We start from the raw sequence: 21,774 nt of genomic DNA, 5'->3' as shown, positions 1-21,774 counted from the left end.
ATGAGCCCACACACACCGATTGAAAACAGCCGGCATCCGTTCGACATGACTGAATACCGGCTTGAGGCGTCACTGACCCTCGCTGAACGGACGGCACTGAGCAGCGCTCACAGCCGGTCCCGTATGCTGCGAACGAAGCCGGTGCCGGACCTCATCAGGCCGCTGATGGACATTGCCGCCGGAAGCGGATGCGGCAGCAAAATCACGGGGCTGGTGATAGCCGGATTGCTGCGCGAAATGCATGCAGACGGCATGCCCTGCTGGTGCTGGCCGCAGGAACGCTGGCTGACGCTGTGCCGGGAAGTCAGGGAGGGCCGTCCGTTAATGGCCGCTTTTGCCTGGCATCTGGCTGATTTGCATGACCCGCTCAGCCTGCCTGATATACGTAAACCCGCGCTCTATGCTTCTGCCATCTTCGGCCAGGCTTTTTATCACCAGGAGCTGGACCGGCTGACTGATACGCTGACGTCGCTGGGTTATGCCCCGACCAGCCAGAAAAATCATGTCTCGGGTATACTGGCAACACTGATGATCATGAACAGGGATCCCCGGCTTGAAACGTTTACGCCTGAACTCCTCTGGCGCGCCCAGAGCGGGACAGACAAGGGAATATCCCGTTACGTCGGCCGCGTTTCACATGCACTTGCCGCACTGGGGATTATCAGCGCCCCGGTGAGGATGCGAAACTATAAAAAATGGTACGAAAAGCCGGTCGAAGGCGTCGATCCGGCCTGGGTGCACTGGTGCCGGCGCTGGCGGGAAACGTCGGTGCTCAGGCCGCGCACCCGTGAAAGCCAGTACAGCTTTATTCTGCGCTGCGGCCTCTGGCTGAAAAAGGAGCATCCGGAGGTTCGGGAACCGGCAGACTGGACAATGGAAACCTGCGCCAGCTTCATTGCGGCGGTAGGCCGGATGAACGTGGATGAGCTTCAGCTGGGCACGGAAAGGGGCACCCGCAAATCGGTGCGCTCCGGCGAGCCCATGATGCCGCATTCCAGGGCGCATTTTATCTATTCTCTGCGCCGTTTTATGATTGATTACGAAAACTGGGGCTGGGGGCGCCTGCACTTCAGCCCTGCCCGCCATCTTTCCACACCGGATACGCCGCTGTTCCGTCGCGGCGTCAATCCCCGTGTTATTGACGATCCGGTCTGGCTGAAGCTCATCTGGGCCAGCCTCAATCTGCGTCAGGAAGATCTGCTCACTGAAATACATTATCCACTGGCCATGCTGCAGGCAATGGCCGTCATCTGGACCCATGCGGGGGTAAGAAAGAACGAACTGCTCCGCCTGACAACCGGGTGCATCGCGCCGCAGGCGGACGATATCGTGAAGGACGACGGAAGTATCATCCCGGCAGGAACCCTGTGTTACCTGCATATCCCTGCCGGAAAAACCTCAAAAGCCTTTGTTAAACCGGTGGCGGCCGTGGTGAAAAAATACGTCGACATATGGCTGGATGAGCGTCCGGCAGAACAGGCTTTGCTCGCTGACGAGCGAACCGGTGAGAAAGTCCGGCTTCTGTTTCAGTACCGGGGTAAGCCTGCCGGCAGCGCTATCCTCAACCGCACCGTGATACCGATGCTATGCGCAAGAGCGGGCGTGCCTTGTGAAGACAGTGGCGGAATGATAACCAGCCACCGGGGGCGGGCCTCAGCCGTGACCGCGCTGGCGAGCGTACCGCAGGGCATGTCGCTGTACGAACTGATGCAGTGGACGGGCCATTCAACGCCCCAGTCTACAATGCACTATCTTCGCATCCGCCCGACTCAGCTGGCTGCCTCGTTCGTCAAAGCCGACAGGGTCGCTCATATGATAAGCGTGCTGGTTGACCACGATCCTGAAGCCGCCAGCCTGTCCGGGCCCGCGACCTACTACGATCTGGGCGACTCATACTGTACGAACCCCTTCTGGAGCAGTTGCCCGCACCGGATGGCCTGCATCGGCTGCGATTTTAACCTGCTGAAGGATAGCGCGCGCGGGCTGATACTGGAGAGTAAAGCATCCATCCGGCGTTACCTCGAAGAGGTCCCGCTCACTCCCGATGAGAGAGCCATACTGGAGCAGGATGCTGAAAAGGTTGAGCAGGCTCTTACAAGATTGGGCCCACAATCCTGACTGCTCAGATGCTTACAATGTCAGGTCTGAGGGTATCAGTGCAGAATCAGTACAGATAACTGAACGCCGTATTTGATATAAAGCTGATTATAACGGGCGTAATGCCGTAACTGATGGAGCAGCAGATGAGAAAACAGAAGCGATGTATGGGATACGTGGCGGTCGTGGTCGATGACTACGATCGTGCAATTGAGTACTACACCGATAAGCTGGGCTTTACCCTCATTGAAGACACGCCGCAGCCGGGTAAGCGCTGGGTCGTGGTGACGCCGGCCCCTGACAGCGACTGTGCTATTCTTCTTGCCCGCGCGTCGAACGACCGGCAGGAAGGCTTTATCGGCAATCAGTGCGGCGGACGGGTTTTTCTGTTCCTGCAGACCGACGACTTCTGGCGCGACTACAATGCTATGAAGGCAAAAGGCGTCCACTTCTTTCAGGAGCCACGGGAGGAAGAATACGGAATGGTTGTCGTATTTGAGGACATCTACGGCAATCGCTGGGACCTTTACCAGAACAGGCAGGCCTGAAATTCTTTCACAGCAGCGCCTCAGGTGTACGGGAAGCATTACAAGCGTAAACCCTGTCAGGTCTGGCCTGCAGAGAGCGCTTCTGAACAATATACCTCAGTGCAGCGGTCACTGCACTAAGGTCTCCCTCGGGTTAACCACACAGCGTCATGATATAAAATCCGGCCGCCGTCATGGCCAGCGAACCCAGCACGTGTATCAGCACCGAGGCGGCTGCCCAGGCATAGCTGCCGGACTGCAGCAGGGCAAAAACCTCAGCCGAGAACGTGGAGAAGGTCGTCATTCCGCCACACAGCCCGGTGGTAATGAGCAGCCGCCAGGCCGGATCGAGGCCGGGATGGCGCAGAAAATACGCCAGCGCCGCTCCGATGATAAACCCTCCCAGCAGGTTGACCAGCAGCGTCCCCGGCGGCAGGTCCGGAAAAAGCGCGTTCAGGCGCGCGCCCAGCTGCCAGCGGATAACACACCCTAAAGCACCGCCGGTGATGACAGCAAAAAGCTGATTCACGTTCACTCCTTTTATTTTTTTATATTCAGAACATAACGGGAAACGACCTGTGCGGCCGCATCCATCTGGTATACGGCCGGCACGCCGGTCGGGATATGCAACTGTGCCAAGCTGTCGTGTGGCATGCCGTCCAGGAAGGCGGCCAGGGCGCGCAGCGTGTTGCCGTGCGCCACGACCAGAACGGTACTTCCGCAGAGTATCTGCGGCATCACGGCGTGCTGCCAGTAGGGCATGACGCGACGCAGCGTCATTTCCAGGCTTTCCGTCGCAGGCAGGTCGGCCAGCGCAACGCGGCTGTAGCGCGGGTCCCGACGCAGCTGCGCCGGAGCCCCTGCGTCCGCGGGGGGAATGCCGCTGAAGCTTTTGCGCCAGAGCCGGACGGTCTCTGCACCCATCATCCGGGCAGCCGCTTCCTTGTTCAGCCCCTGCAGCGCACCGTAGTGCCGCTCGTTCAGCCGCCAGTGTTTGTCCACGGGCGTCCAGCTGCGGCCAAGACGGTCCAGCACCCGCCAGACCGTGTGAACACAGCGCGTCATCACCGAGGTGAAGACCCGATCGGGCAGCAGGCCCGCGTCCCGCAGCACGTCACCGGCCCGGTCAGCCTCCTGCCGCCCCCGGTCCGTCAGCGGCACGTCTGTCCATCCGGTAAAACGGTTTTCCCGGTTCCACTGGCTTTCGCCATGGCGCAGGAGAATCAGCGTTGAAGGTGCCAAAGACTGTGCTCCTGTGCCGGCCGCTGGCCGTCCGGTGGATCTGTTACGTGCGGCGCACAAACGCATGAAGCCCCGCATAGTGAGCGTCCTCACCCAGCGCCTGCTCAATGCGCATCAGCTGGTTGTACTTTTCCACGCGTTCGCCGCGGCACGGCGCACCGGTTTTCAGGTGTCCCGCGCGCAGGGCTACCGTGAGGTCGGCAAGAAATGTGTCCGTCGTTTCCCCACTGCGGTGGGACATGAACGCGCCCCACCCGTGCCGCTGGCAGAGCGCCACGGCGTCCAGCGTTTCGCTAAGCGAGCCTATCTGATTGAGTTTAATCAATGCGGCGCTGGCGAGGTTTTCGTCAATGCCGCGCTGGATGTACTTCACGTTGGTGACAAACAGGTCGTCACCAACCAGCTCGGCCCTGCCCGCAAGCTGCTGGTGCAGATGCTTCCAGCCCGACCAGTCATCTTCTGCCAGGCCGTCTTCCAGCAGAATGACGGGAAACTGGTCCATCAGCTCGCCGTAGTACGCCGTCATTTCCGCCGCGCTCAGCGCACTGCCCTCCGTGCGCAGATGATATTTTCCGTCTGCGAAAAACTCACTTGAGGCAGGGTCCATGCAGATGCTGATGTCTTCTCCGGGCCTGTACCCCGCCTTCTCAATGGCCTGCACGATAAACGCCAGCGGGTCGCGGTTCGACGATACGGCGGGCGCAAAACCGCCTTCGTCGCCGACTGCCGCGGACAGGTTCTTGTCCAGCAGGATCTGGCGCAGCGCCTGGTAGACCTCGCTGCCCTGACGCACGGCCTCGCGCAGCGTGGGTGCCCCGTGTGGCGCTATCATGAACTCCTGAAAGTCCGCGCCCTGACCGCGGGCGTGCACGCCGCCGTTGATAATGTTCATGCACGGTACGGGCAGCAGGTTCGCCTGCAGGCCCCCCAGGTAGCGCCAGAGCGGCTCGTGCGAGGCCTGTGCCGCCAGCCGGGCAACCGCCAGCGACACGCCCAGAATGGCATTGGCACCCAGCCGACTCTTGCTCTGCGTACCGTCCAGCGCCAGCATGATGTTATCCAGCTGACGCTGCTCGCGCACGTCCCTGCCGCGCAAGGCTTCGCAGATTTCCGTATTAACCGTCCTGACAGCATCCAGTACGCCTTTACCGCCAAAACGGTGTACGTCGCCGTCGCGGCGCTCAGCGGCCTCGCGCGAGCCGGTGCTGGCCCCGGAAGGCACCGAGGCCCGCGCCATCATTCCGTCCACGGTCCGGGCTTCGACTTCAACGGTGGGGTTGCCGCGAGAGTCAAGAATTTCACGGGCGGTCACGTTATCCAGTGTAAAGCGCATAGAGTTTCTCCCGGTTCAGTCATTCAGGTGAGTGATAAGCACATCCACCGTGAGGTGGTTAATGTATTCCGCCGAGCGGGACGTCAGCATTCCCATAAAGCGGTTTCGGTGCCCGGCAAGCACGAGGTCCACGCCCAGCTCAGCGATGCACTTCTCCACGTCCTCAAAGCGGCGCATGGTCACCAGCTCCCGCATGTCTACCGTCTCAGGCACGGAGGCCGCCAGCTCGCTCATAAACGCTTTGGATTTCAGCACCTCTTCCGACACGACGTCGTCCATCAGGCTGTCGGACACGTAGTTCATTTCCCGGTAGTCGTCGCTGATGTGGGCCAGGGTGATTTTCATGCCGAGCGGCTGCGCCAGCGCGACCGCCCGCTTCAGCAGGAGGGTGCCGTCGTCTTTATCGTTCACAAGTATCAATGCATGGGTGTAGCAGGTCATAATGAACTCCCGTTCTGGTTGAGGCGGGACTCAAGCCACGGCAGAAGCTGTTTTTTGCGGCTGAGCATACCCGGTACGGAGCAGGAGGCCGCGTTAACGCTCTCCCGCCCGGCGAAATAAAGCGTTGAAAACCCGGCCCGGATGTCGGTCAGCATCAGCACCGCCAAACCAGCACCCGACTGGTCTGCCAGATACGCCAGGGCAGCGAGCAGGTCGTCCATCACGGTGGCAACCTGTGACGGGGAGCTGACCTCAATCTGGGCGATGCGCACGTCAGTGCCGGCAATGACGAAGGCCTTGAGGTCCCTGTCCAGCAGCAGCTGTGCGCTGAGGCCGCTGACGTCAGTTTTTGCCGTAAGGAGGTCACGGGCGAAGGCTCTGCGGTTTACGCCGGACAGTACGCCCAGCTCGGTAGCCGAACGGATATCGTCTTCGGTCGTGGTGGGCGAGCGAAGATTCACGGTGTCGCTCAGGAGTGCACCCAGCAGAAGAATGGCAAGCGTCGGGGGCAGCGTGCGTCGCGCTTCAGCGTTCATAAGCAGCCACAGCAGCGTGGCGCTGCTGCCAAGCGGGCGTATGTGTACCTCCGGCGGCAGTTGCGTTATCAGTCCGCCCAGCCGGTGGTGGTCAGTGATCCCCACGATGTTGCTCCGGAGCAGGTCGTCAGGTCCCTGCGCCGGCTCGGTGAAATCGACCAGCCAGACCCGTTCATCCTGTAGCGGAATATCAAGCCGTGGCGGCAGCGTGAGTCCGGCGGTGTCAAAGATAAAATGGGTTTCGCGGTTAGCTTCGCCAAGACGCCATGCGCGGGCGTCCATGCCGCGCCCGGTCAGCCAGTGCGCGGTGACGAAGGCCGTGCAGATGGCGTCGCTGTCAGGATTGATGTGGCCAAAAACGTGTATCACAGGTCTCTCCCCGAAGAGGGAAGTACGCAGGCCGGGAAGAAAGTAAGGACGGCCTGACGCACCTCCTGAAAATCAAGAGTCGCATCAGGCGTCATCAGCTCCGGAACGGAGCGGTTGGGAAAGGTGGAACGCCATCACCTTGTCATATGAGTATAGAGCCGGTTGCAAAACCTGTCAGTATTATTCTGCTGGCGCCCTCAGCCTGCCAGCGCAGCCCGTGCCTCGCAGAGTACCCGGCGAATGTTTTCCGTCACCGCCGGACTCGTGCAGAGCGAAAGCGGACTGGGGTGCGGCATCGTCAACACGGGGACGCCGGGGTACAGATGATTGACCGTCCCGCGGGCCTGAGCCGCTACGGCACCGGCCAGCACCACCACGCGCAGCGCGGGCAGATACGCCAGCACGTCCTCAAGCAAGGCGCAGCCTCTGCGGATGTCCGCCGCTGACGGCCGTTTCTGCAGCCCGTGACTGACCCAGGGCACCGTATTCCACAGCACGCTGTCCTGACGCGAAATACCGGCTTCCGCCAGAAACCGCCCAAGGTTCTGCTGGGCCGGCCCCGGGTTATCACGCGACACAAACCGCGGTGACGGGCTGCTGCGCGCCGGCGACTGCAGCAGGACGAGCAGTCCGGCCCTAACCCCGCCGTCAGCCGGATCAAACCACGGCAGTTCTGCACCGGCCTGACGCTGGCCGCTGACCCAGCGATTCAGCGCGGCCACATGCGGCGCGGTGACTGCCGCGAGGCATTCCTCGCGTAAAAACGAGTCCTGCATCGATGTGCTGGTTTCACTCACGGCTTCCGATCCAGGCCTGCCAGACAGGGAGAAACAAACAGTTTACCGCTCCATGCCCCACGCACTGTTTTCACCGCGACAAGCAGCCACATGGCCGCCAGTATGACGACAAGAAGCGCACCGAAGCCTTTAAAGAATGCGAGGTCAATCAGGGTAGACAGCTTGAGCGTGGCCACGGTGTACACGCCCAGCGGGAAGGTAAAGCCCCACCATCCAAGGTTGAACGGGATGCCTTCACGGAAGTATCGCACGGTTATCAGCGTGGCCAGCAGCATCCACCACAGGCCGCAGCCCCAGAAGAGAATGCCGGCAACGAACCCCACGCCCTGCGCGATGTGACCGATTTCCGGCATGCCCGCCGCGGCAAACACCCCGGGCGCATCTCCGCCGATGACCAGCATGCCGAGCGAGCCGGTGCCAATCGGACCCAGCGCCAGCCAGCTTGAGGCCGCCATGCTTTCGTGCGGTAGCTTGTGCAGCGCCATACGCAGCAGCAGAATGGCGAGGATGCTCAGCGCCACCGGCACGGAGTACGCCCACAGCACGTAGCTGGTAATAATGATGCCGAGCTGCGCGTGTGGGGCAGCAATGTGCGGCGCCAGCAGGCCGCCGCTGACCGCCGCGACCTCGGCTGCCACGACCGGCAGTAACCAGACGGCAGTCATCTGGTCAATACTGTGCTGCTGCCGGGTAAACATCATGTAGGGAATGCACACGCCGCACAGCAGCGACATCGCCACGTCCAGCCACCACAGGGCGTGTGCCACCTGAATAACGTCTGCGCCCCAGCGCGGAAGACCGAACGCCAGCAGGCCATTGATGATGGTCGCCATGCCCATCGGGATGGTGCCGAAGAACATGGACACGGTTGAATGGCCGAAAATGCGCTTTGCCTCTCCGAAGTACATCACCCAGCGGGCCAGATACATCACGGCAAAGACGCTGAACAGGAGGATGTTAAACATCCAGAGCCCCTCGGCGACAAGGCGCAATCCCGGAACCTGCCAGGGGAACTGCGCCAGAGACAGCGACAGGATGCCGGTCCCCATGGTCGCGGCGAACCAGTTAGGCGTGAACTGTCGTATGGCCTCTTTCGGGCTGCTCAGCGCGCTCAGCGGACGCGCACCGTTATGCAGGGTGAATATTTTATCGTTCATGCCGGAATCTCCTGAGTAGACAGAAAGATTATAGGCATGTCAGAGTAAATCTTTAAAACAGGTTATTTAGCTAAAATAAATCTATAAAAGTGATTAACCACCCCACTTTGCGAAGGATCGTCACTGCGCTGGAGTAAGGGAGGTTTCGCGTCAGGTCTGCGGCGGGCTTTTAATCGTGGCCATGACACGGTTCTTTTTCAGGTCAACCACCGCAATGCTGAGGTCTTTATTCAGCACCCACGCGCGGGTACCGTCCTTGTTGAAGACAATCGCCTGACGGGGCGCATCCAGTCCGGTGACGGTGGACACCACCTTACCGGCGGCGGTATCAATAACGGAGAGGCTGTTGTCGCCAAGGTTGCCGCTGTAAACATAGCGGTTATCCGGCGTCAGCGCGGCACCGTAAGGGTCCTGACCCACGGGAATGGTTGCCGTAATGACGTGCTTTTGCGTGTCAACCACGGCGATTGTGTTGCTGCCGCTGTTAGCCGCGTACAGTGTGCGGCCGTCTGCGCTGACAGAAATGGCGCGCAGCTTGCTGAAGCCGGTTATCTCGCCGCGAATGTCGCCCGTCACGGCATCAACCAGGGTAATTTTATCGCCCTTAAAGTTGGTGACGTAGACGGTTTTGCCGTCCGGGCTGATTTTAATGCCCTGACGGGGCTGGACAAAACCCGTCACAACTGCAATGGGCCGGTCATGTGTAAGGTCATACACCGAGAGCGTGCTGGCGGCCTCGTTATTCACATACAGTCGCTGACCGTCACGACTTATGGCCGTGCCGAATGCCCCGGGCCCCAGCGGCAGCGTGGCCGCCACGTCAAGCGTCCCGGTGCTGATTTTTTTGACTACGCCGAGACTGCTGTCAGAAAGAAATATGGCCTTACCGTCCGGAGAGAAAAGTGCATTACGGGGGGTGACGTAGCCCTTCATCACCTTTCTGACTTTCCCGGCAGCCAGATCATAGACCACCACGTCTGAGCGCTCACTGTAGGACGCCACCGCCGTTTTTTCATCGGGACTGACAGCAAGGGAATTGTTGTGGATATCGCCGTCAAACGTCCAGCGCGCTTCTGCAGCACCTGCGATGGTACTTATGAGGAGAAATGCCACCGCGGTCAGTCCCGGGATTCTGTAATTTTTTATCATTATTTCTTCCTGCATAAAGTGAAAGATAAAAGCGCATTGCCCGATTGAGGGCTTCAGAATAAGCATGGCAGATTAAATCCCGGCGGGGAAATCGATTTTCCGGCTATGTCTTACCACCCGTCAACTTTCCTCCCTGCCAGTAAGCATACCGAAGTGGTTCAAGGCTGAATAATTCCTGTTCAGAAAATAAACTTCAGAGGAATGGTAACTTATTTTTTTGTTTAAATTGCATTCCACATAAATCACAGTCTCAGTCAGAGAGTTATGACTGCACTTGAGGAAATGACTCCCCGGGTTGAGCAGTACAGCATCGACGAGATGTTCCTGGATCTGACCGGCATCGATGGCTGCGAGGACTTTGAGCACTTCGGGCGGCGACTGCGCGCGCACGTTCTGGCGACAACGGGTCTGACAGTAGGTGTCGGTATGGGCCCGACAAAAACCCTGGCAAAATCCGCGCAGTGGGCAAGCAAGGAGTGGAAACAGTTTCGCGGCGTGCTGGCGCTCACGCCGGGTAATCCGAAACGCACCGAAACGCTGCTGGCCAACCAGCCCGTGGAGGAGGTCTGGGGCGTGGGCCGGCGCATCGGTAAAAGGCTGAACATCATGGGCATCAGTAACGCCCTGCAGCTGGCGCGGGCGCACCCTGCACTCATCCGCAAAGACTTTAACGTGGTGCTGGAGAGAACCGTGCGCGAACTGAACGGCGAATCCTGTATCCCGATCGAGGAACTGCCTCCGGCCAAACAGCAGATTTGCTGTTCCAGGTCGTTTGGTGAACGCATTACTTCAAAAGTGGCCATGCAGCAGGCACTGTGTCAGTACGCAACGCGTGCAGCAGAAAAACTCCGGGGTGAGCGGCAGTTCTGCCGGCGCATCAGCGTATTCATCCGTACTTCACCGCACGCCGTGAACGAAGTATTTTATGGCAACTCCGCCGGTGAGAAGCTTACGCTGCCCACACAGGACACCCGTGACATCATTGAGGTGGCCATGCGCAGCCTGGACCGCATCTGGCTTGATGACCGGCGATATATGAAGGCGGGCATTATGCTCGATGACTTCACCCCTAACGGGGTCAGCCAGCTCAGTCTCTTTGACGATGCGCAGCCGCGGGCAAACAGCGCGCAGCTGATGAAGGTACTAGACGGTATCAACCAGTCCGGGCTGGGCAATGTGTGGTTCGCTTCTCAGGGAATACAAACAGAATGGAAGATGAAGCGGGATATGCTTTCTCCTGCGTGGACAACACGCTGGGATGATATACCTGTAGCCCGAATTTTATAAGCATTTCAATATTCCTCGCACATACACACCACCATTCATGCCTCACAGGTCGCGCCAGCGGCCTTTTAAAGGCCGGGATTTAAATTCTCCGCACAGTGATACATTCAGTTGACTACGTCCTGTGCGCGAAGAAGAAAGGGGCAAAGCCCCGTCCTCGTCTGATTAGTACGCCCAGACGACTGCGATGTACTTACCGCTGAACAGAATGCGATAGGCACAGCTATCGTTAACCATCTCAGCTCTGTTTAGTTCAATGACCAGTAACATGGACACCTCCCGAATTGCCGTTCCATCACGGCAGGACATAACCAACACTATTGTCTGGCTACATGGTATTTATCAGGAAGTCTGTTAGCGGCCAGATAATGCCTTCAAAACAGCCTTTTTCAGCACCGCGCATATTAGACGTTACCGTCATTCGGTCAGGTTATGATGGCTACGGAGCACCTGTGCCGGTAGAATAGGTACAGGCTCAACTGTCTGGAACCGAAGGAAGTAATGATGATTAATTTTAATTCTCTGATGCAGGAAATTTTTTTACTTCAAAGAACCACTGGAATTGGTTTTCATTGCTGGACCAGCCTATATTACCGGTCTGATCATGAGAGGTACTCTGTTTACAGTCCAGGATGAGAAACCCGCTTCATCAATTCACTAACAGGCCGACTAATCGCCACTCCGCTATCCCTCATCTAATAATTGCCATACAGCATATTAGGAAAACCAGTATGCATACATTTGTAATTTTCCTTTCTTTTCTCCTGGGGATTTATAGCTTTATCGATAGCTATACATCATATAAGAAAGGGGTTTTCAAAGAGTACAGGAGGATGGCACCGTATATTTACCATTATAGAGGCCAGCGTTCATTCATCCCTCAAATACTGTTAAACGTTCTTCTCGGGACCATCTGTATAGGATTAGGAATCTGGTTTTTAACTGTGTAACCCCTTCCTCCCGATGCTTAAACATACCTCTACTTAAGAATTCTGGACGCACAGGTACTTCCGTCTGTTGCTGGCATCTATTCCACTGCTGCTTCTCGGCCAATCTGAAATCTGTAGGCATATTTTGCGCGCGATGCGGTGGTGTGTTATAAGGCAATACTTCAATTAACAAAAAAAGGTGATTGTATGCTTAGAAAAATACCAGTCGTACAGGGTTCAAGGCGAGGTATGGTTTTGATTGAAACCAGTCCGAACCATTTCCTACCGGACTCTTCGCAAATAGCTCACTCAACAAGTAGAGATAGGCAGAGAGACTTAAATGATTATGTTATCGGATGGTTCGATATTAACGGCAATGCTATGCAGGTAGCCTACACCACAGAGAAACGCCCCGCAGATCACGATATTCTTTCTCAGCTTCGCTATATGAACTTTATTCACTAAAAATTCTCGAAACGCGCAGGAAGTGCGTTTATTACATATCCCTACCAAGCTGGACATAGCCGTAATTCCACCTAACACTGGCATACTTTGCGTTCGATGCGACGCTGCGGTCGCAGAACTGCTGGCAAACCCTGTCTGTTACGTAATCCCCTCACCATACTGGACGTTCAGCTTATACCGTCCAGTTCAGTTGCTTCTAGCATTTTTTGACGCCGCTAACACCTTGAAACCCACTGATTTACCCCAATATTCTCAATTCCACTAACCAATAGCTCTGGGCTTTTATATGACTAAAAAAACTTTAACTACCGCCGACCATAAAGGTATGGAAAACCTGATCAATGCTGCTCTTGATGGTTATAAGGACGGAACCTTGTCGCGTGACAGCGCCATGAGTTCGCTGGCTCACGTCATAGCTGCAATCGATATTGGTAACTATGCAGAAGCGCGGAATTGGTTCAACAATCCGGGATTACTGGATGACACCGAAAAACGCATTAACCCATGATAAGTAAGGCCGCGTGTGCAGCCTTTTCATATATATAACCATATGATTTAAGAGGCATTAAATGGAAATTACTTGTGGCAAATGTGGCGTCATAAATAACGTTATAGATGTAAAATGCAGTAACAATGGTGAAGCTGGTAGTCACTTAACCTCGTACATCTACTCGGCCACGTTCACTTGCTGGCGCTGTAAGCATGACAACGATGTTACCATTGATACTATCGAATCAGATGAAACTGACGAAACGATAAGTTCTCACACCACGTACAATTAGTTGGACAATGTTTTATCAAAGGCCGCTTGCGCGGCCTATTTACACCTCTCGTTAAATTCCCCGCGTACCTGGACATTCAGGTGATTCTGTCCATTGTCCACACCCTTATCCCCCGCTTCTGTGGATAATCAACATGTAGTGCCTTATGTCGCTGACCGGCACACTACATGTTGTGCCTGCGGTGCAAAAAGCGCCCTTCCCTGCTGCCACAACCCGCACAAAACGTGCTTTTCACTTGGACGAAACGGCGCATTCGGAAAAAATCTCCACTGTCGCCGCCAGGCAGATCGGAATTAATTTTTATAAAGAACACTGAAGTACAGGGTTCTAGACTCACCAACGGCATTACCTATGTAATACAAAAAAAATACACATGAATCACATATGAACTACACGATAAGCTTTAAACTTTTACGCGACCCCGCCTTTAAACAGACATCGCACACCGTGAAAGGATTACAAATGTATTACACAGGTAATATTCATGTAGTTCGCCAGTCACTCAGGCAATCGTTGGCGGTTTTTTTTGTTGAATTCTTCATTCAGCCGCGAAATTTGCGCGGTCACATCAGCGCGGGAGCTGTAGAGCTGTATCACGAGCTGTTCAAGCACCAGGCAGGCGTCTTCAAGGTGCTTTTGCTCAATAACTTCACCGTGACTGCCGGCGTTTCCGAACACTTTCAATGCCATCATACCCTCATGGTGGATACCTGTGATGTCCCTGTAATTTTCAATACGCTCATGAAGTGTCATAGCCCGCCCCCTATTTCCCTTCCCTATCGATTCACGCGGTACCTGCAGGTCATCGAGAAGAACTTCCAGAAGTGAGCGTATTGCGTTTGCAGCAGAGGTGGAATGTCCCGTCAGCAGCGATGATACCGAACCGAGCAGATTCAATACTGTATCAGGGCACATTACCGGAGGCTTAAACAGAGGGATAGGCGGGTAGAACGTTAGCGCGTGGAATGTATTGGTATAGTCAGTTTGAGTTTTACCGCTTTCGTCATAATAATTATATACATCAATCTCACCGGTGCCGGTAACAGCAACTGTTTCGCCACAGTCACTGCGCTGGCACCGCAGCACGCAGCTGAATACCATCACGACATATTCTGCACCGAACCAGTCTTCATTCTCAGAGCGTGAGGATGCACCGTTGTAAGTTTTAAAAAAACTCTCCGGCACAATGGACAGAGTTTCATTGAAGCATACCGGACAACGCCAGGTGGGGCACTTTTTGGCTGTGAAAGATTTGAATAATGAGTCAGACATGCGCGCACTCCAGGCGAAACAGATAAACTCTCTGCCCGCTGCAATGCGGGTTTAGAAACGAATAATGACGCACGTATGTATGTCAAATGTAATACATATGAAATACTGGCAACCTCTGTAACCCTTACTTACGGGTCAGCAGCTGCTCAAAATCCTGTGCATCCAGGCTGAAACGGATCCCCAGCTGCGGTGCCACATCCAGAGCAAATATTTTAAGATACTGCTCGGTACTCTCATAGCGCTCGTGCCCCATATAGGTATGTACCACTTTAGGCGGTACGTGATTGAGGAACAGATGCATCGCATAGCTGTGCCTGAGTGTCCTCGGGCTTACCGGCGAAACGGCAAAGATAATACCTGATGCTTCACCTCTGTCTGTCGCCTGCTGCAGCCAGCTCCAGGCCGTTTTACGCGTTACGGCGAACAGGGGTGTCCGGCGCCCCGTCCGGAACGTGGCGAGATAGCGACGCATCTCCCGGACAAACGCGGCGTCAAGAAGCGGCACCACGCGCGCGACCTTCTCGTCTTTAGCCGGGCGGCCCCTTCCGCGGTTGCGCTGCTTCAGGGTACGCAGGCGCACGAACGGACGCAGGCCGTCCAGCTGCAGATCTTCCGGGGTAACCATCAGCGCCTCTGTCACGCGCGCACCGGTATTCCACAGAAAGGCGAAAAGCATCCGCTGCCGCTCATCGTCAAAACAGTTGAGCAGAACGGCCACTTCGGGCGCCAGCAGATATTTCGGCAGGTCCTGCTGCAGCAGCGCCATACCGCGGAGGGCAAGCGCCGTTTCCCAGCTCTGCAACGCCAGGCCATTAGTCCCGGCTGAAGGCATCAGCATGACATACTCCTGAATCTCATATGTATTACATACGCACTACCTTTGAAATACAAAAGAAGGTCAAAAGTAGTTTCACCGTAATCTGTTAACACGTTTACCGGCCTGATTAAGAATGACAAAAGTAATACATGTGTATTACACAATAGACTGATAAAGCACGTCATGACGGGACTGGATTTTCACATCCTTCCTTCAGCCTATAAAAGAGCGCGGGAAACTTCCAGAATCCGCCCCCAGTACTGCCTGTCCGGAAGCGTGCATCTTGCAGGTATCCGCGGCTTAATGACTCCGGTGCTAAGCTCTGAGGTTACAGGCTCAGGCCTCCTTGCGTCACGGCAGGGGAAGAAACTGGCTTCGGAGGCATTCGCCGGTCTCCCGCCAGCCGGGTGAAGATCCGCCCCAATAAATGTATTACAGGAGTAATACAGTGTCGCGCTGTGCGAATTCTTTCGCTTTCACAGGGGTAACCCCGCCAGATTTCGAAATACGTTAATCTTCCTTCTGACGCCTATTTTGCCCCCGGACAGGAGCCGGCGCCACCGGAATAAATCGCCGGCCGCTGAAGGGCAGGGTAACAAAACCCGGCGTATACCGGTATCTGTTACGCAGTAAAAGCGCGGCTCCGGCGCCCGCCGGACTGGATTAATTCGCAGAATGGCCGCGCGGGGCGTGCAGCGTCAGGGTTCAGGCAAAAATGACCGGGAAGGGGAGGGCGGGTAACCGTATGCCTGTTTTGTTACCTGGTGGATAAGAGGTAAAATAAAGGCCGCTAAAGCGGCCATTTAACTTATTTCAGTTAGGCCGCTAGGGCAGTTGGGCATCGAGCAGTTTCTGTAGTTCAACACAGGCGTCAACCATGCCAATGTAGTCGCTCTGAGTGATGGTATAAGCCTGCCCCACCATACCCAGACCGGTATTATTATGGAACCCCTGATCAACGATACCCAGATTGTGGATGCACATATGCCTTATCTGAAATGCTGTATTCAGCCTGTCTAGTGAAGGCTGAATGGAAGAGAAGTTAATACCGACCAACGTTAAGGCGGTGACAACGTCACTGAAACGCTGATAAAAGCCTTTTGCATTTCCGATGGTGCTGTAACCGTATTGTGTAAATATTGCTTTAAACATGAACTCCATTTCAGTACAGAATGAGATGATGCAAAGGTGCATTAGCCGGTCGTAATCCACTCCCCACATTTTCCGATAGTCGTACATGCTGATTACATGCGCAGGCCATCCCATCGTTTGTTTTACCTGCGGGTTAACAATAAAACTTTTATCTTTTCCTTCAGCCTCAATAGCAAACTGATATATCAGATTATGACTTTCTCTTAATTGTACAAAATGCCTTTGAATCAGCGTATTTGTGAAATCTGATGCCTGCATAATTATCCTCATATATCCTTATTAGTAACTATGTAGATATCGGCATTCTTGTACGAAACGTTAAAGGTATTCCTTAACTATTTTGACCAGCTTCTCCGGCCCCATCTGATTTGCCAGGTGTAAGGCGGCACGGAGGATAGTGGAGTCAGTGATGGTTTTGCTGGGCGCCAGATCCTGTACGGCTTCAGTCAGCTTTGAACACAGCATTTTTTCTTCTGCCGTCAGGCGTACCGTTTTAGGTGCTTCACTGGTAGTTCTGTTACGTTTGGTACGCACATTACTGAGGCGGGTATCCTGGTCTGCCTTCACGACAGCCGGTTTCTCAACCTGCGGGCGTTGTAAAATTTTTCCGGCCATTATTGTGCCCCTTCTTTGAGAGAAATCATCTCTTTAGCCATTGATTTATAGTCGTTGATAACCAGCGCGTTACGGTTATAGAAATATACCGCCTTGAATATAACCTGCGCCTGAGCGACGTTCTCATCGGTGCGGATACGCGTTTTTAAAACGTGATCTCTGAAGCGTTCAATTCTTTCGAGCTCGTTTTGTAGGAAGTTATTCATGACTTTTTTGGAACTGTTGTACTCGTTCCTGAACAGGCTGTAGTGAGTAAATTCTTCTTCCTTAATCTCATCCAGGTAATTCAACACCGTCTGCGCGCCTGTTACGGAGAATGAGCCACCATCAATCGGAATGAGCACGTGATCCGCCATGAACGCCGCGTTTGATGCTGAAAGATTAAGTGCAGGCGAGCAGTCGATGAAAATGAAGTCGAATTCATCCATCACCGGTTTGAGGTGTCGCATCAGGATTTTCTCACGATGTGGCCGCGCCATACAGTTTTCCATGACGCGCTCAAAAGACGGATCTGACGGGATCAGAAACAGGCCAGGGATGTCCTGATCGCCATTTTTTGCCGGTATGATTGCTTCACGCACATCAAACTTCTGGTTGTTGTAAAGGTCGCAGACCGTATTGCCATACATGGCATATTCTTTCTTACCGTTTGCCAGCACCTCTGTTGCATTGGCCTGCTGATCTCCATCCACTACCAAAACGCGTTTGCCCTGCAGAGCAAGTGCTACAGCCGTATTCGTAGTGGACGATGTCTTTCCCGGTCCACCTTTGTTGCTCATTGCTGCGATGACAAATGCGCTCTGCTTAACCCTGTTATCACTCATAATTAGCTCCAATGATGTATTTCAAGAGTATTACATTTGTAGTCTATTTAATTCCTTTGCTGCGCCTGAGTCAAGTCATTTAATACTACAAATGTATTACATTAGTAATACACAAATCTCATTACCGGCCACGACATGTTGATTCATTTTGGAGGTCTGAAATTATTGTACGTTACGTCTGTTTTTTGAAGAGGCTTCTCTATCGCAATAGGCTGTTCTCCCGCGCTATATGGTGTCTCGCTGGTATGTTGGGGTATTGAGGAACGCGCTCTATCATTGCGCCTGATCGGGCGCGGTGGCCAGTAAGAGTGAACACGCTTTCAGCGCGTTGCTGAGAAGTGAGCTGACGATCTTGTAAATCATTAATATCCATTTTTGAACCCTGCTTATGATCGCCGGAGTAACGGCTGGTGCAGATTAGCGCGTACAAGCTGCAAGGCGTGAAATGCGCTGGTATGAATGGCAATGTGATAAAATATGAGTCCCCATGAAAGGAGACTACTTATGACGATTACGGCCTACTCCAGAACGTTTAAGGGTGAATTTGATGCCCGGCAATTGGAAAGTCTTTTTGATGAAAATAATGCCGATTCAGCGCTAAGTTTTCGAGATTTTGTGAAGGCAGATATTGAATGCCCAGCCTGCAATGCTTCTGGCGGGCATTACGTTGCTGAGGCTAAATCACAGTCGAAAGGCAATATTGTAAAGCAGGCGCATTTTGCTTTTCGCGACAGCCAAGGAAAGGATACTCATCTTACTTGCTGTGATTTTTACACCGGTTCAGACAAGCTAAATTTAGTTGCTAACGACGGGCGTGTTGATTTCATGCGTTCTGGTTCCAAAGTCACACAGCTGATCGGGTTGATGGTCTGTGCCGGGATTGAAGCCAATATATTCACTCAACAAAACATTCGGAACATGCGACAGTGGTTCTTGGATTTGCGTGAGCAAGGTTCGTTTATCTTCAATCTGAACCCACATATCGTACAAATTGCTAGGGCTTCTCTGATAAGAAACGATAGAAATAGAGATCGGTACATTGTCGATATCAGTGTAACCAAAAAAAGTTGGTTTGACATTGATAATGAAGTTTACCAGTCGCTGTATTTCAAGTTTCCCGAGCTGGCTTTGGATCGTCGGGATAATAGAGACCTATGGGATGTAAGGCTCAAAGGGGTGGTCACTAAAGCTAAAAGCATTATTGCGAAAGACTCTGGTACGGCCACATTTGATAGGTCAATCCTTTCTGAAAAATACGAGCTGGCAACGCAAGTTGCGTCACAGGTGAGAAATGCTCATCCACGGCTGCGGGGACTGTTGGGCTACTCAACCACAGCTCTGAGAGGTAGCAATCCACTGATGGCAATTGCCGCGCTTCTGCTGTTTGTATCTGATTGGGATGTTGCTGCCGCTGCAAAAAAGATTGAAACGATAATGGCCGTAAAATCAGTGACCAATACTACCGCTGGTAATGTGGTTGGCCTGAACCCTTTCATTCACTACAGCGCGTGGGTCTTGGTTAAAGCCCTGCATGATTTGCAATCGGAAATGGAGTCCGAAGTTGATTTTGATGCTGAGTTTAACTCCGAAAAAGAAAGACTCATGAAACATTATTTTCCTGACTAGCCATAAGCATTCTGAGCTGTTTGGAGTTAATGCATTATAAGTTATTGTGCTTACGGTGTGGCATTTAGGTTATCTCAATACCCCAACATACCAGCGAGACTCCATATAGCGCGGGAAAACAGCCTATTGCGATAGAGAAGCCTCTTCAAAAAACAGACGTAACGTACAATAATTTTCGATATCCAAACTGCCCCCTGTAATACCACCTCGGACACGGCGCCGGCACATGACGATTCATTCAAAAAAAGTAATGCGCGTAAGGACTGGCACCCGGAAGACGTCATCACCGCTGTCCGTAAAACTGGCATCAGCCTTGCGTAACTCTCCTAGCGCCAGGGGCTGTCGTCCGGAAAGCTGGGCAACACCCTGATCAGGACCTGGCAGAAAGGCGAGTGGATCATCGCCCGCTATCTCGGCTTGAAGCCATCGGTAATCAGGCTGTTACGCTACTTCGACAGCTGCGGGCCACCTGAAGACCGTCGTCCATGATTTATACCGTAGTCATCATCTGTCCAGTTCAACAATTCCACCTATATTGTAAAGGTATTCTTCTCCAACGAGTTGCGGGTGATGAATAACATACTCATTGAAGAGAGAATAATGCTGCATCATAACTAATCCGATGCAGTCGGGGTCACTATTAACAACACCGTATGTCGTCCAGAACGTTGGATCGATGATTTCATAAGATGGCGTGGTCAACCAAGCATGGAGATTGAGAGTTCCGTGCGTCAGGGGCTTATTAAGCAGTGCCTTGAGTTCAGCCTCGGGTGTATAGAATACATTGCGATGATTCAGTTCGACGTACCCTAGCGTAAAAGTAATGGGAGCATTAAGGATAGACTCGAGCTCTTCCTTCATGAAAAATGCCACAGCAATACACTGTTGTGAAATCTGAGATGCGGAGCGTCTCCCGAGAACTGACTGCACGTACTTGCTTATTTCAAGACTTTTTTCGGCAGCAAGCCTTTGGGGATTTTCCTTGAAATATGGCGCGCACATACCCCATGTATCAGTTCTCTCTGACCTGCCCCCAGTCTCAGATACAACGATCAGTTAGTAATGTCGGTTTGATGACCCTGACCCCGAATATGATCCAGTCATAATCAGGAATAACCGGCTTTTGACCCGCTCCCCGTATGTGACCCAGCCATAATCAGGAATAACCGTTTTTTGCCCCCAGTTTGTTGCCCAGAGCACCACCGCTGAGCAGCAAACTGGCGAAAGTGATGGTGTAGGAACTGACGACCCACTGTAGTCCGCTAATGGTCGGGTGCAGAGCTGCTGCCAGCAGTGCAAGTGCAAAGTTCACAATCGATGTATCAAGAATCACGATGATATAACTGATACTGGTTGCAGTTAACAACCATTTTTGACACGAAGAAGTGTTATTCATTGGTAGGAGCAATTGCCCGGATATGGGAGGTATTGACTATACCTTGCGCACGCTAAATATTGGTTCGAGCCGTATCGAACTATCGCGCCATGGTAAACACTGATTTCACTTTCAATGGCGTGCAGAATGAACCAATTTCATATTTCAGTCGTGGCACATCTCATCGCCGAGCCGGTACGTTCGATAATGCTAATTAATCTGTCTGGCGGCGAAGCAATTTCTGCCAGCGCTCTGGCCGAGGCCGCCAGTATTACAGCGCAGCCCGCCATCTCGCAAAACTGCGTGATGGCGGGCTGATCACCGTAGAGTCTGTGGGGGGCTATCGTTATTACTGCTTGGCCGGCCCACATGTTTTCCAGGTTTTAGAAAATCTGGCCTCGGTCGGGCCAGTCACTTCTCAGTGGCAAACGACACCGAATCCTTCAGCTAAGGCTCTGCGTTTTGCGCGCTGTTGTTACGATCATTTAGCCGGGCAAATCGGCGTGGTCATTTCGCAGGGGATGCTCAGCCGCGGACTGATTGCCATGCAGGAAGATCAACAGTACGTACTGACTGTTCAGGGGCATCACTGGTTTGAACAGCAAGGCGTGGAAATCAGTGCAGATCGCGCAGGAAATAACCGAATGTGCCTCGACTGGACCGAGCGACAGTATCACCTCGCAGGGCCTCTTGGTACCGCTATGCTGGAGGCTTTAGTGGCTGAACCACTCAAGTAAATCAAGAGCGTTGAAAGTGACAGCGTCGGGGTGGAAAGCTCTGGAGCAACATTTTGGAATTCGCCGGCAGCAAGGGAGCATCTTTGCAGAAAAATGATGCCCTTTATTTCGGTTGCCAATGACCAAAATTAACGTCTTTGATTTCCACGACCGGGGCTCACAGCCATGGCTTTTGGGATCTTACATTGCACTGCTGACTTCAATTTCGACAAATCCCAACCAGTGCTTTCAGTAATGCATTTACGTGC

Annotated in this window: 22 protein-coding genes, 2 pseudogenes and 1 riboswitch; of the genes and pseudogenes, 9 read left to right on the top strand and 15 right to left on the bottom strand. The window is 53.6% G+C overall.

Features of this window, described 5'->3' with window-relative positions:
* Both EPE01S_RS19710 and EPE01S_RS19705 read left to right on the top strand, forming a co-directional pair.
* Positions 1-2,118: a tyrosine-type recombinase/integrase gene (locus tag EPE01S_RS19710; RefSeq protein ID WP_013199813.1), complete on the top strand. Its 2,118-nt coding sequence runs from the start codon at positions 1-3 to the stop codon at positions 2,116-2,118.
* A 125-nt stretch (positions 2,119-2,243) separates the two neighbouring features.
* Positions 2,244-2,645 carry a VOC family protein gene (locus EPE01S_RS19705; RefSeq protein ID WP_010260801.1) on the top strand — a complete coding sequence of 134 codons (402 nt, stop codon included), beginning with the start codon at positions 2,244-2,246 and terminating at the stop codon, positions 2,643-2,645.
* Positions 2,646-2,778: 133 nt separating this feature from the next.
* Here EPE01S_RS19705 and crcB read toward each other — a convergent pair whose 3' ends face one another.
* The 8 genes from crcB to EPE01S_RS19665 all read right to left on the bottom strand — a co-directional run bounded on the left by crcB (position 2,779) and on the right by EPE01S_RS19665 (position 9,648).
* Positions 2,779-3,153 (bottom strand): fluoride efflux transporter CrcB, encoded by a 375-nt coding sequence (gene crcB / locus EPE01S_RS19700; protein ID WP_010260804.1) that lies wholly within the window; start codon positions 3,151-3,153, stop codon positions 2,779-2,781.
* 11 nt (positions 3,154-3,164) lie between these two features.
* Positions 3,165-3,866 (bottom strand): 2,3-bisphosphoglycerate-dependent phosphoglycerate mutase, encoded by a 702-nt coding sequence (locus tag EPE01S_RS19695; RefSeq protein WP_013199814.1) that lies wholly within the window; start codon positions 3,864-3,866, stop codon positions 3,165-3,167.
* Positions 3,867-3,909: 43 nt separating this feature from the next.
* Positions 3,910-5,199, bottom strand: coding sequence for a phosphopyruvate hydratase (eno, locus tag EPE01S_RS19690; RefSeq protein ID WP_010260810.1), 1,290 nt, complete (start codon positions 5,197-5,199; stop codon positions 3,910-3,912).
* 15 nt (positions 5,200-5,214) lie between these two features.
* Positions 5,215-5,640: a universal stress protein gene (locus EPE01S_RS19685; protein ID WP_010260813.1), complete on the bottom strand. Its 426-nt coding sequence runs from the start codon at positions 5,638-5,640 to the stop codon at positions 5,215-5,217.
* A complete protein-coding gene (locus tag EPE01S_RS19680; protein WP_010260815.1) occupies positions 5,637-6,545 on the bottom strand; it encodes a DHHA2 domain-containing protein in 909 nt (302 codons plus the stop codon). Before EPE01S_RS19680 ends, EPE01S_RS19685 begins: the two co-directional genes overlap by 4 nt.
* A 78-nt stretch (positions 6,546-6,623) precedes the next feature.
* Positions 6,624-6,693, bottom strand: a riboswitch (Fluoride riboswitch).
* Positions 6,694-6,742: 49 nt separating this feature from the next.
* Positions 6,743-7,342: a uracil-DNA glycosylase gene (locus EPE01S_RS19675; protein ID WP_010260817.1), complete on the bottom strand. Its 600-nt coding sequence runs from the start codon at positions 7,340-7,342 to the stop codon at positions 6,743-6,745.
* Complete coding sequence (locus EPE01S_RS19670) at positions 7,339-8,499, bottom strand: TDT family transporter (protein WP_010260819.1); 1,161 nt, start codon at positions 8,497-8,499, stop codon at positions 7,339-7,341. Before EPE01S_RS19670 ends, EPE01S_RS19675 begins: the two co-directional genes overlap by 4 nt.
* A 150-nt stretch (positions 8,500-8,649) precedes the next feature.
* The gene (locus tag EPE01S_RS19665; protein ID WP_062748554.1) at positions 8,650-9,648 is read right to left on the bottom strand and encodes a YncE family protein; all 999 of its coding nucleotides are present in this window, start codon (positions 9,646-9,648) and stop codon (positions 8,650-8,652) included.
* A gap of 231 nt (positions 9,649-9,879) precedes the next feature.
* On the opposite strand from EPE01S_RS19665, the pseudogene umuC reads away from it, so the two are divergent.
* The 3 genes and pseudogenes from umuC to EPE01S_RS23675 form a co-directional block, all read left to right on the top strand.
* Positions 9,880-10,935 (top strand): annotated as a pseudogene (umuC, locus tag EPE01S_RS19660) (translesion error-prone DNA polymerase V subunit UmuC); the annotation flags it as partial.
* A 1,677-nt stretch (positions 10,936-12,612) separates the two neighbouring features.
* Positions 12,613-12,834 carry a hypothetical protein gene (locus tag EPE01S_RS19650; RefSeq protein ID WP_062748550.1) on the top strand — a complete coding sequence of 74 codons (222 nt, stop codon included), beginning with the start codon at positions 12,613-12,615 and terminating at the stop codon, positions 12,832-12,834.
* A 419-nt stretch (positions 12,835-13,253) separates the two neighbouring features.
* Positions 13,254-13,424: a hypothetical protein gene (locus EPE01S_RS23675; protein WP_167550592.1), complete on the top strand. Its 171-nt coding sequence runs from the start codon at positions 13,254-13,256 to the stop codon at positions 13,422-13,424.
* Positions 13,425-13,606: 182 nt separating this feature from the next.
* Here EPE01S_RS23675 and EPE01S_RS19645 read toward each other — a convergent pair whose 3' ends face one another.
* The 5 genes from EPE01S_RS19645 to EPE01S_RS19625 form a co-directional block, all read right to left on the bottom strand.
* Positions 13,607-14,380 carry a DUF8608 domain-containing protein gene (locus EPE01S_RS19645; protein ID WP_062748547.1) on the bottom strand — a complete coding sequence of 258 codons (774 nt, stop codon included), beginning with the start codon at positions 14,378-14,380 and terminating at the stop codon, positions 13,607-13,609.
* Between the two features lie 124 nt (positions 14,381-14,504).
* Positions 14,505-15,218: a tyrosine-type recombinase/integrase gene (locus EPE01S_RS19640; protein WP_062748545.1), complete on the bottom strand. Its 714-nt coding sequence runs from the start codon at positions 15,216-15,218 to the stop codon at positions 14,505-14,507.
* A gap of 804 nt (positions 15,219-16,022) precedes the next feature.
* A complete protein-coding gene (locus tag EPE01S_RS19635) occupies positions 16,023-16,607 on the bottom strand; it encodes a hypothetical protein (protein WP_157076035.1) in 585 nt (194 codons plus the stop codon).
* A 60-nt stretch (positions 16,608-16,667) separates the two neighbouring features.
* Complete coding sequence (locus EPE01S_RS19630; RefSeq protein ID WP_062748540.1) at positions 16,668-16,964, bottom strand: hypothetical protein; 297 nt, start codon at positions 16,962-16,964, stop codon at positions 16,668-16,670.
* Positions 16,964-17,788 carry a ParA family protein gene (locus tag EPE01S_RS19625; RefSeq protein WP_062748538.1) on the bottom strand — a complete coding sequence of 275 codons (825 nt, stop codon included), beginning with the start codon at positions 17,786-17,788 and terminating at the stop codon, positions 16,964-16,966. Before EPE01S_RS19625 ends, EPE01S_RS19630 begins: the two co-directional genes overlap by 1 nt.
* Before the next feature lie 504 nt (positions 17,789-18,292).
* On the opposite strand from EPE01S_RS19625, the gene EPE01S_RS19620 reads away from it, so the two are divergent.
* Both EPE01S_RS19620 and EPE01S_RS23050 read left to right on the top strand, forming a co-directional pair.
* Positions 18,293-19,414 (top strand): hypothetical protein, encoded by a 1,122-nt coding sequence (locus EPE01S_RS19620; protein WP_062748536.1) that lies wholly within the window; start codon positions 18,293-18,295, stop codon positions 19,412-19,414.
* Positions 19,415-19,753: 339 nt separating this feature from the next.
* Entirely contained in the window at positions 19,754-19,903 is a 150-nt protein-coding gene (locus EPE01S_RS23050) for a helix-turn-helix domain-containing protein (protein WP_306304614.1), read from the top strand.
* 15 nt (positions 19,904-19,918) lie between these two features.
* Here the strand turns inward: EPE01S_RS23050 and EPE01S_RS19615 are convergent, their stop codons facing one another.
* The gene (locus EPE01S_RS19615) at positions 19,919-20,275 is read right to left on the bottom strand and encodes a hypothetical protein (protein ID WP_255210163.1); all 357 of its coding nucleotides are present in this window, start codon (positions 20,273-20,275) and stop codon (positions 19,919-19,921) included.
* A 301-nt stretch (positions 20,276-20,576) separates the two neighbouring features.
* Positions 20,577-20,810, bottom strand: a pseudogene (locus EPE01S_RS19610) (MFS transporter); the annotation flags it as partial.
* Between the two features lie 126 nt (positions 20,811-20,936).
* Between EPE01S_RS19610 and EPE01S_RS23985 the strand changes: the two are divergent.
* Positions 20,937-21,107: a hypothetical protein gene (locus tag EPE01S_RS23985; protein WP_255210162.1), complete on the top strand. Its 171-nt coding sequence runs from the start codon at positions 20,937-20,939 to the stop codon at positions 21,105-21,107.
* A gap of 185 nt (positions 21,108-21,292) precedes the next feature.
* A complete protein-coding gene (locus EPE01S_RS23980; protein WP_255210161.1) occupies positions 21,293-21,526 on the top strand; it encodes a hypothetical protein in 234 nt (77 codons plus the stop codon).
* Positions 21,527-21,774: the final 248 nt, after the last annotated feature.

Origin of the sequence: Erwinia persicina NBRC 102418, assembly GCF_001571305.1 — a bacterium.
Taxonomy (GTDB): domain Bacteria; phylum Pseudomonadota; class Gammaproteobacteria; order Enterobacterales; family Enterobacteriaceae; genus Erwinia; species Erwinia persicina.
Note: the sequence above shows the minus strand (reverse complement) of the source record. Positions and strands in the feature narration are given on the sequence as shown.

Bases quoted from the DNA above. Each gene is read 5' to 3' on its own strand.
- EPE01S_RS19710 (WP_013199813.1), top strand. From the start codon at position 1: ATGAGCCCACACACACCGATTGAAAACAGCCGGCATCCGTTCGACATG.
- EPE01S_RS19705 (WP_010260801.1), top strand. From the start codon at position 2,244: ATGAGAAAACAGAAGCGATGTATGGGATACGTGGCGGTCGTGGTCGAT.
- eno (WP_010260810.1), bottom strand. From the start codon at position 5,199: ATGCGCTTTACACTGGATAACGTGACCGCCCGTGAAATTCTTGACTCT.
- EPE01S_RS19685 (WP_010260813.1), bottom strand. From the start codon at position 5,640: ATGACCTGCTACACCCATGCATTGATACTTGTGAACGATAAAGACGAC.
- EPE01S_RS19670 (WP_010260819.1), bottom strand. From the start codon at position 8,499: ATGAACGATAAAATATTCACCCTGCATAACGGTGCGCGTCCGCTGAGC.
- EPE01S_RS19665 (WP_062748554.1), bottom strand. From the start codon at position 9,648: ATGATAAAAAATTACAGAATCCCGGGACTGACCGCGGTGGCATTTCTC.
- EPE01S_RS19650 (WP_062748550.1), top strand. From the start codon at position 12,613: ATGACTAAAAAAACTTTAACTACCGCCGACCATAAAGGTATGGAAAAC.
- EPE01S_RS23675 (WP_167550592.1), top strand. From the start codon at position 13,254: ATGTCGCTGACCGGCACACTACATGTTGTGCCTGCGGTGCAAAAAGCG.
- EPE01S_RS19645 (WP_062748547.1), bottom strand. From the start codon at position 14,380: ATGTCTGACTCATTATTCAAATCTTTCACAGCCAAAAAGTGCCCCACC.
- EPE01S_RS19640 (WP_062748545.1), bottom strand. From the start codon at position 15,218: ATGCTGATGCCTTCAGCCGGGACTAATGGCCTGGCGTTGCAGAGCTGG.
- EPE01S_RS19635 (WP_157076035.1), bottom strand. From the start codon at position 16,607: ATGCAGGCATCAGATTTCACAAATACGCTGATTCAAAGGCATTTTGTA.
- EPE01S_RS19630 (WP_062748540.1), bottom strand. From the start codon at position 16,964: ATGGCCGGAAAAATTTTACAACGCCCGCAGGTTGAGAAACCGGCTGTC.
- EPE01S_RS19625 (WP_062748538.1), bottom strand. From the start codon at position 17,788: ATGAGTGATAACAGGGTTAAGCAGAGCGCATTTGTCATCGCAGCAATG.
- EPE01S_RS19620 (WP_062748536.1), top strand. From the start codon at position 18,293: ATGACGATTACGGCCTACTCCAGAACGTTTAAGGGTGAATTTGATGCC.
- EPE01S_RS19615 (WP_255210163.1), bottom strand. From the start codon at position 20,275: ATGAAGGAAGAGCTCGAGTCTATCCTTAATGCTCCCATTACTTTTACG.
- EPE01S_RS23985 (WP_255210162.1), top strand. From the start codon at position 20,937: ATGAACCAATTTCATATTTCAGTCGTGGCACATCTCATCGCCGAGCCG.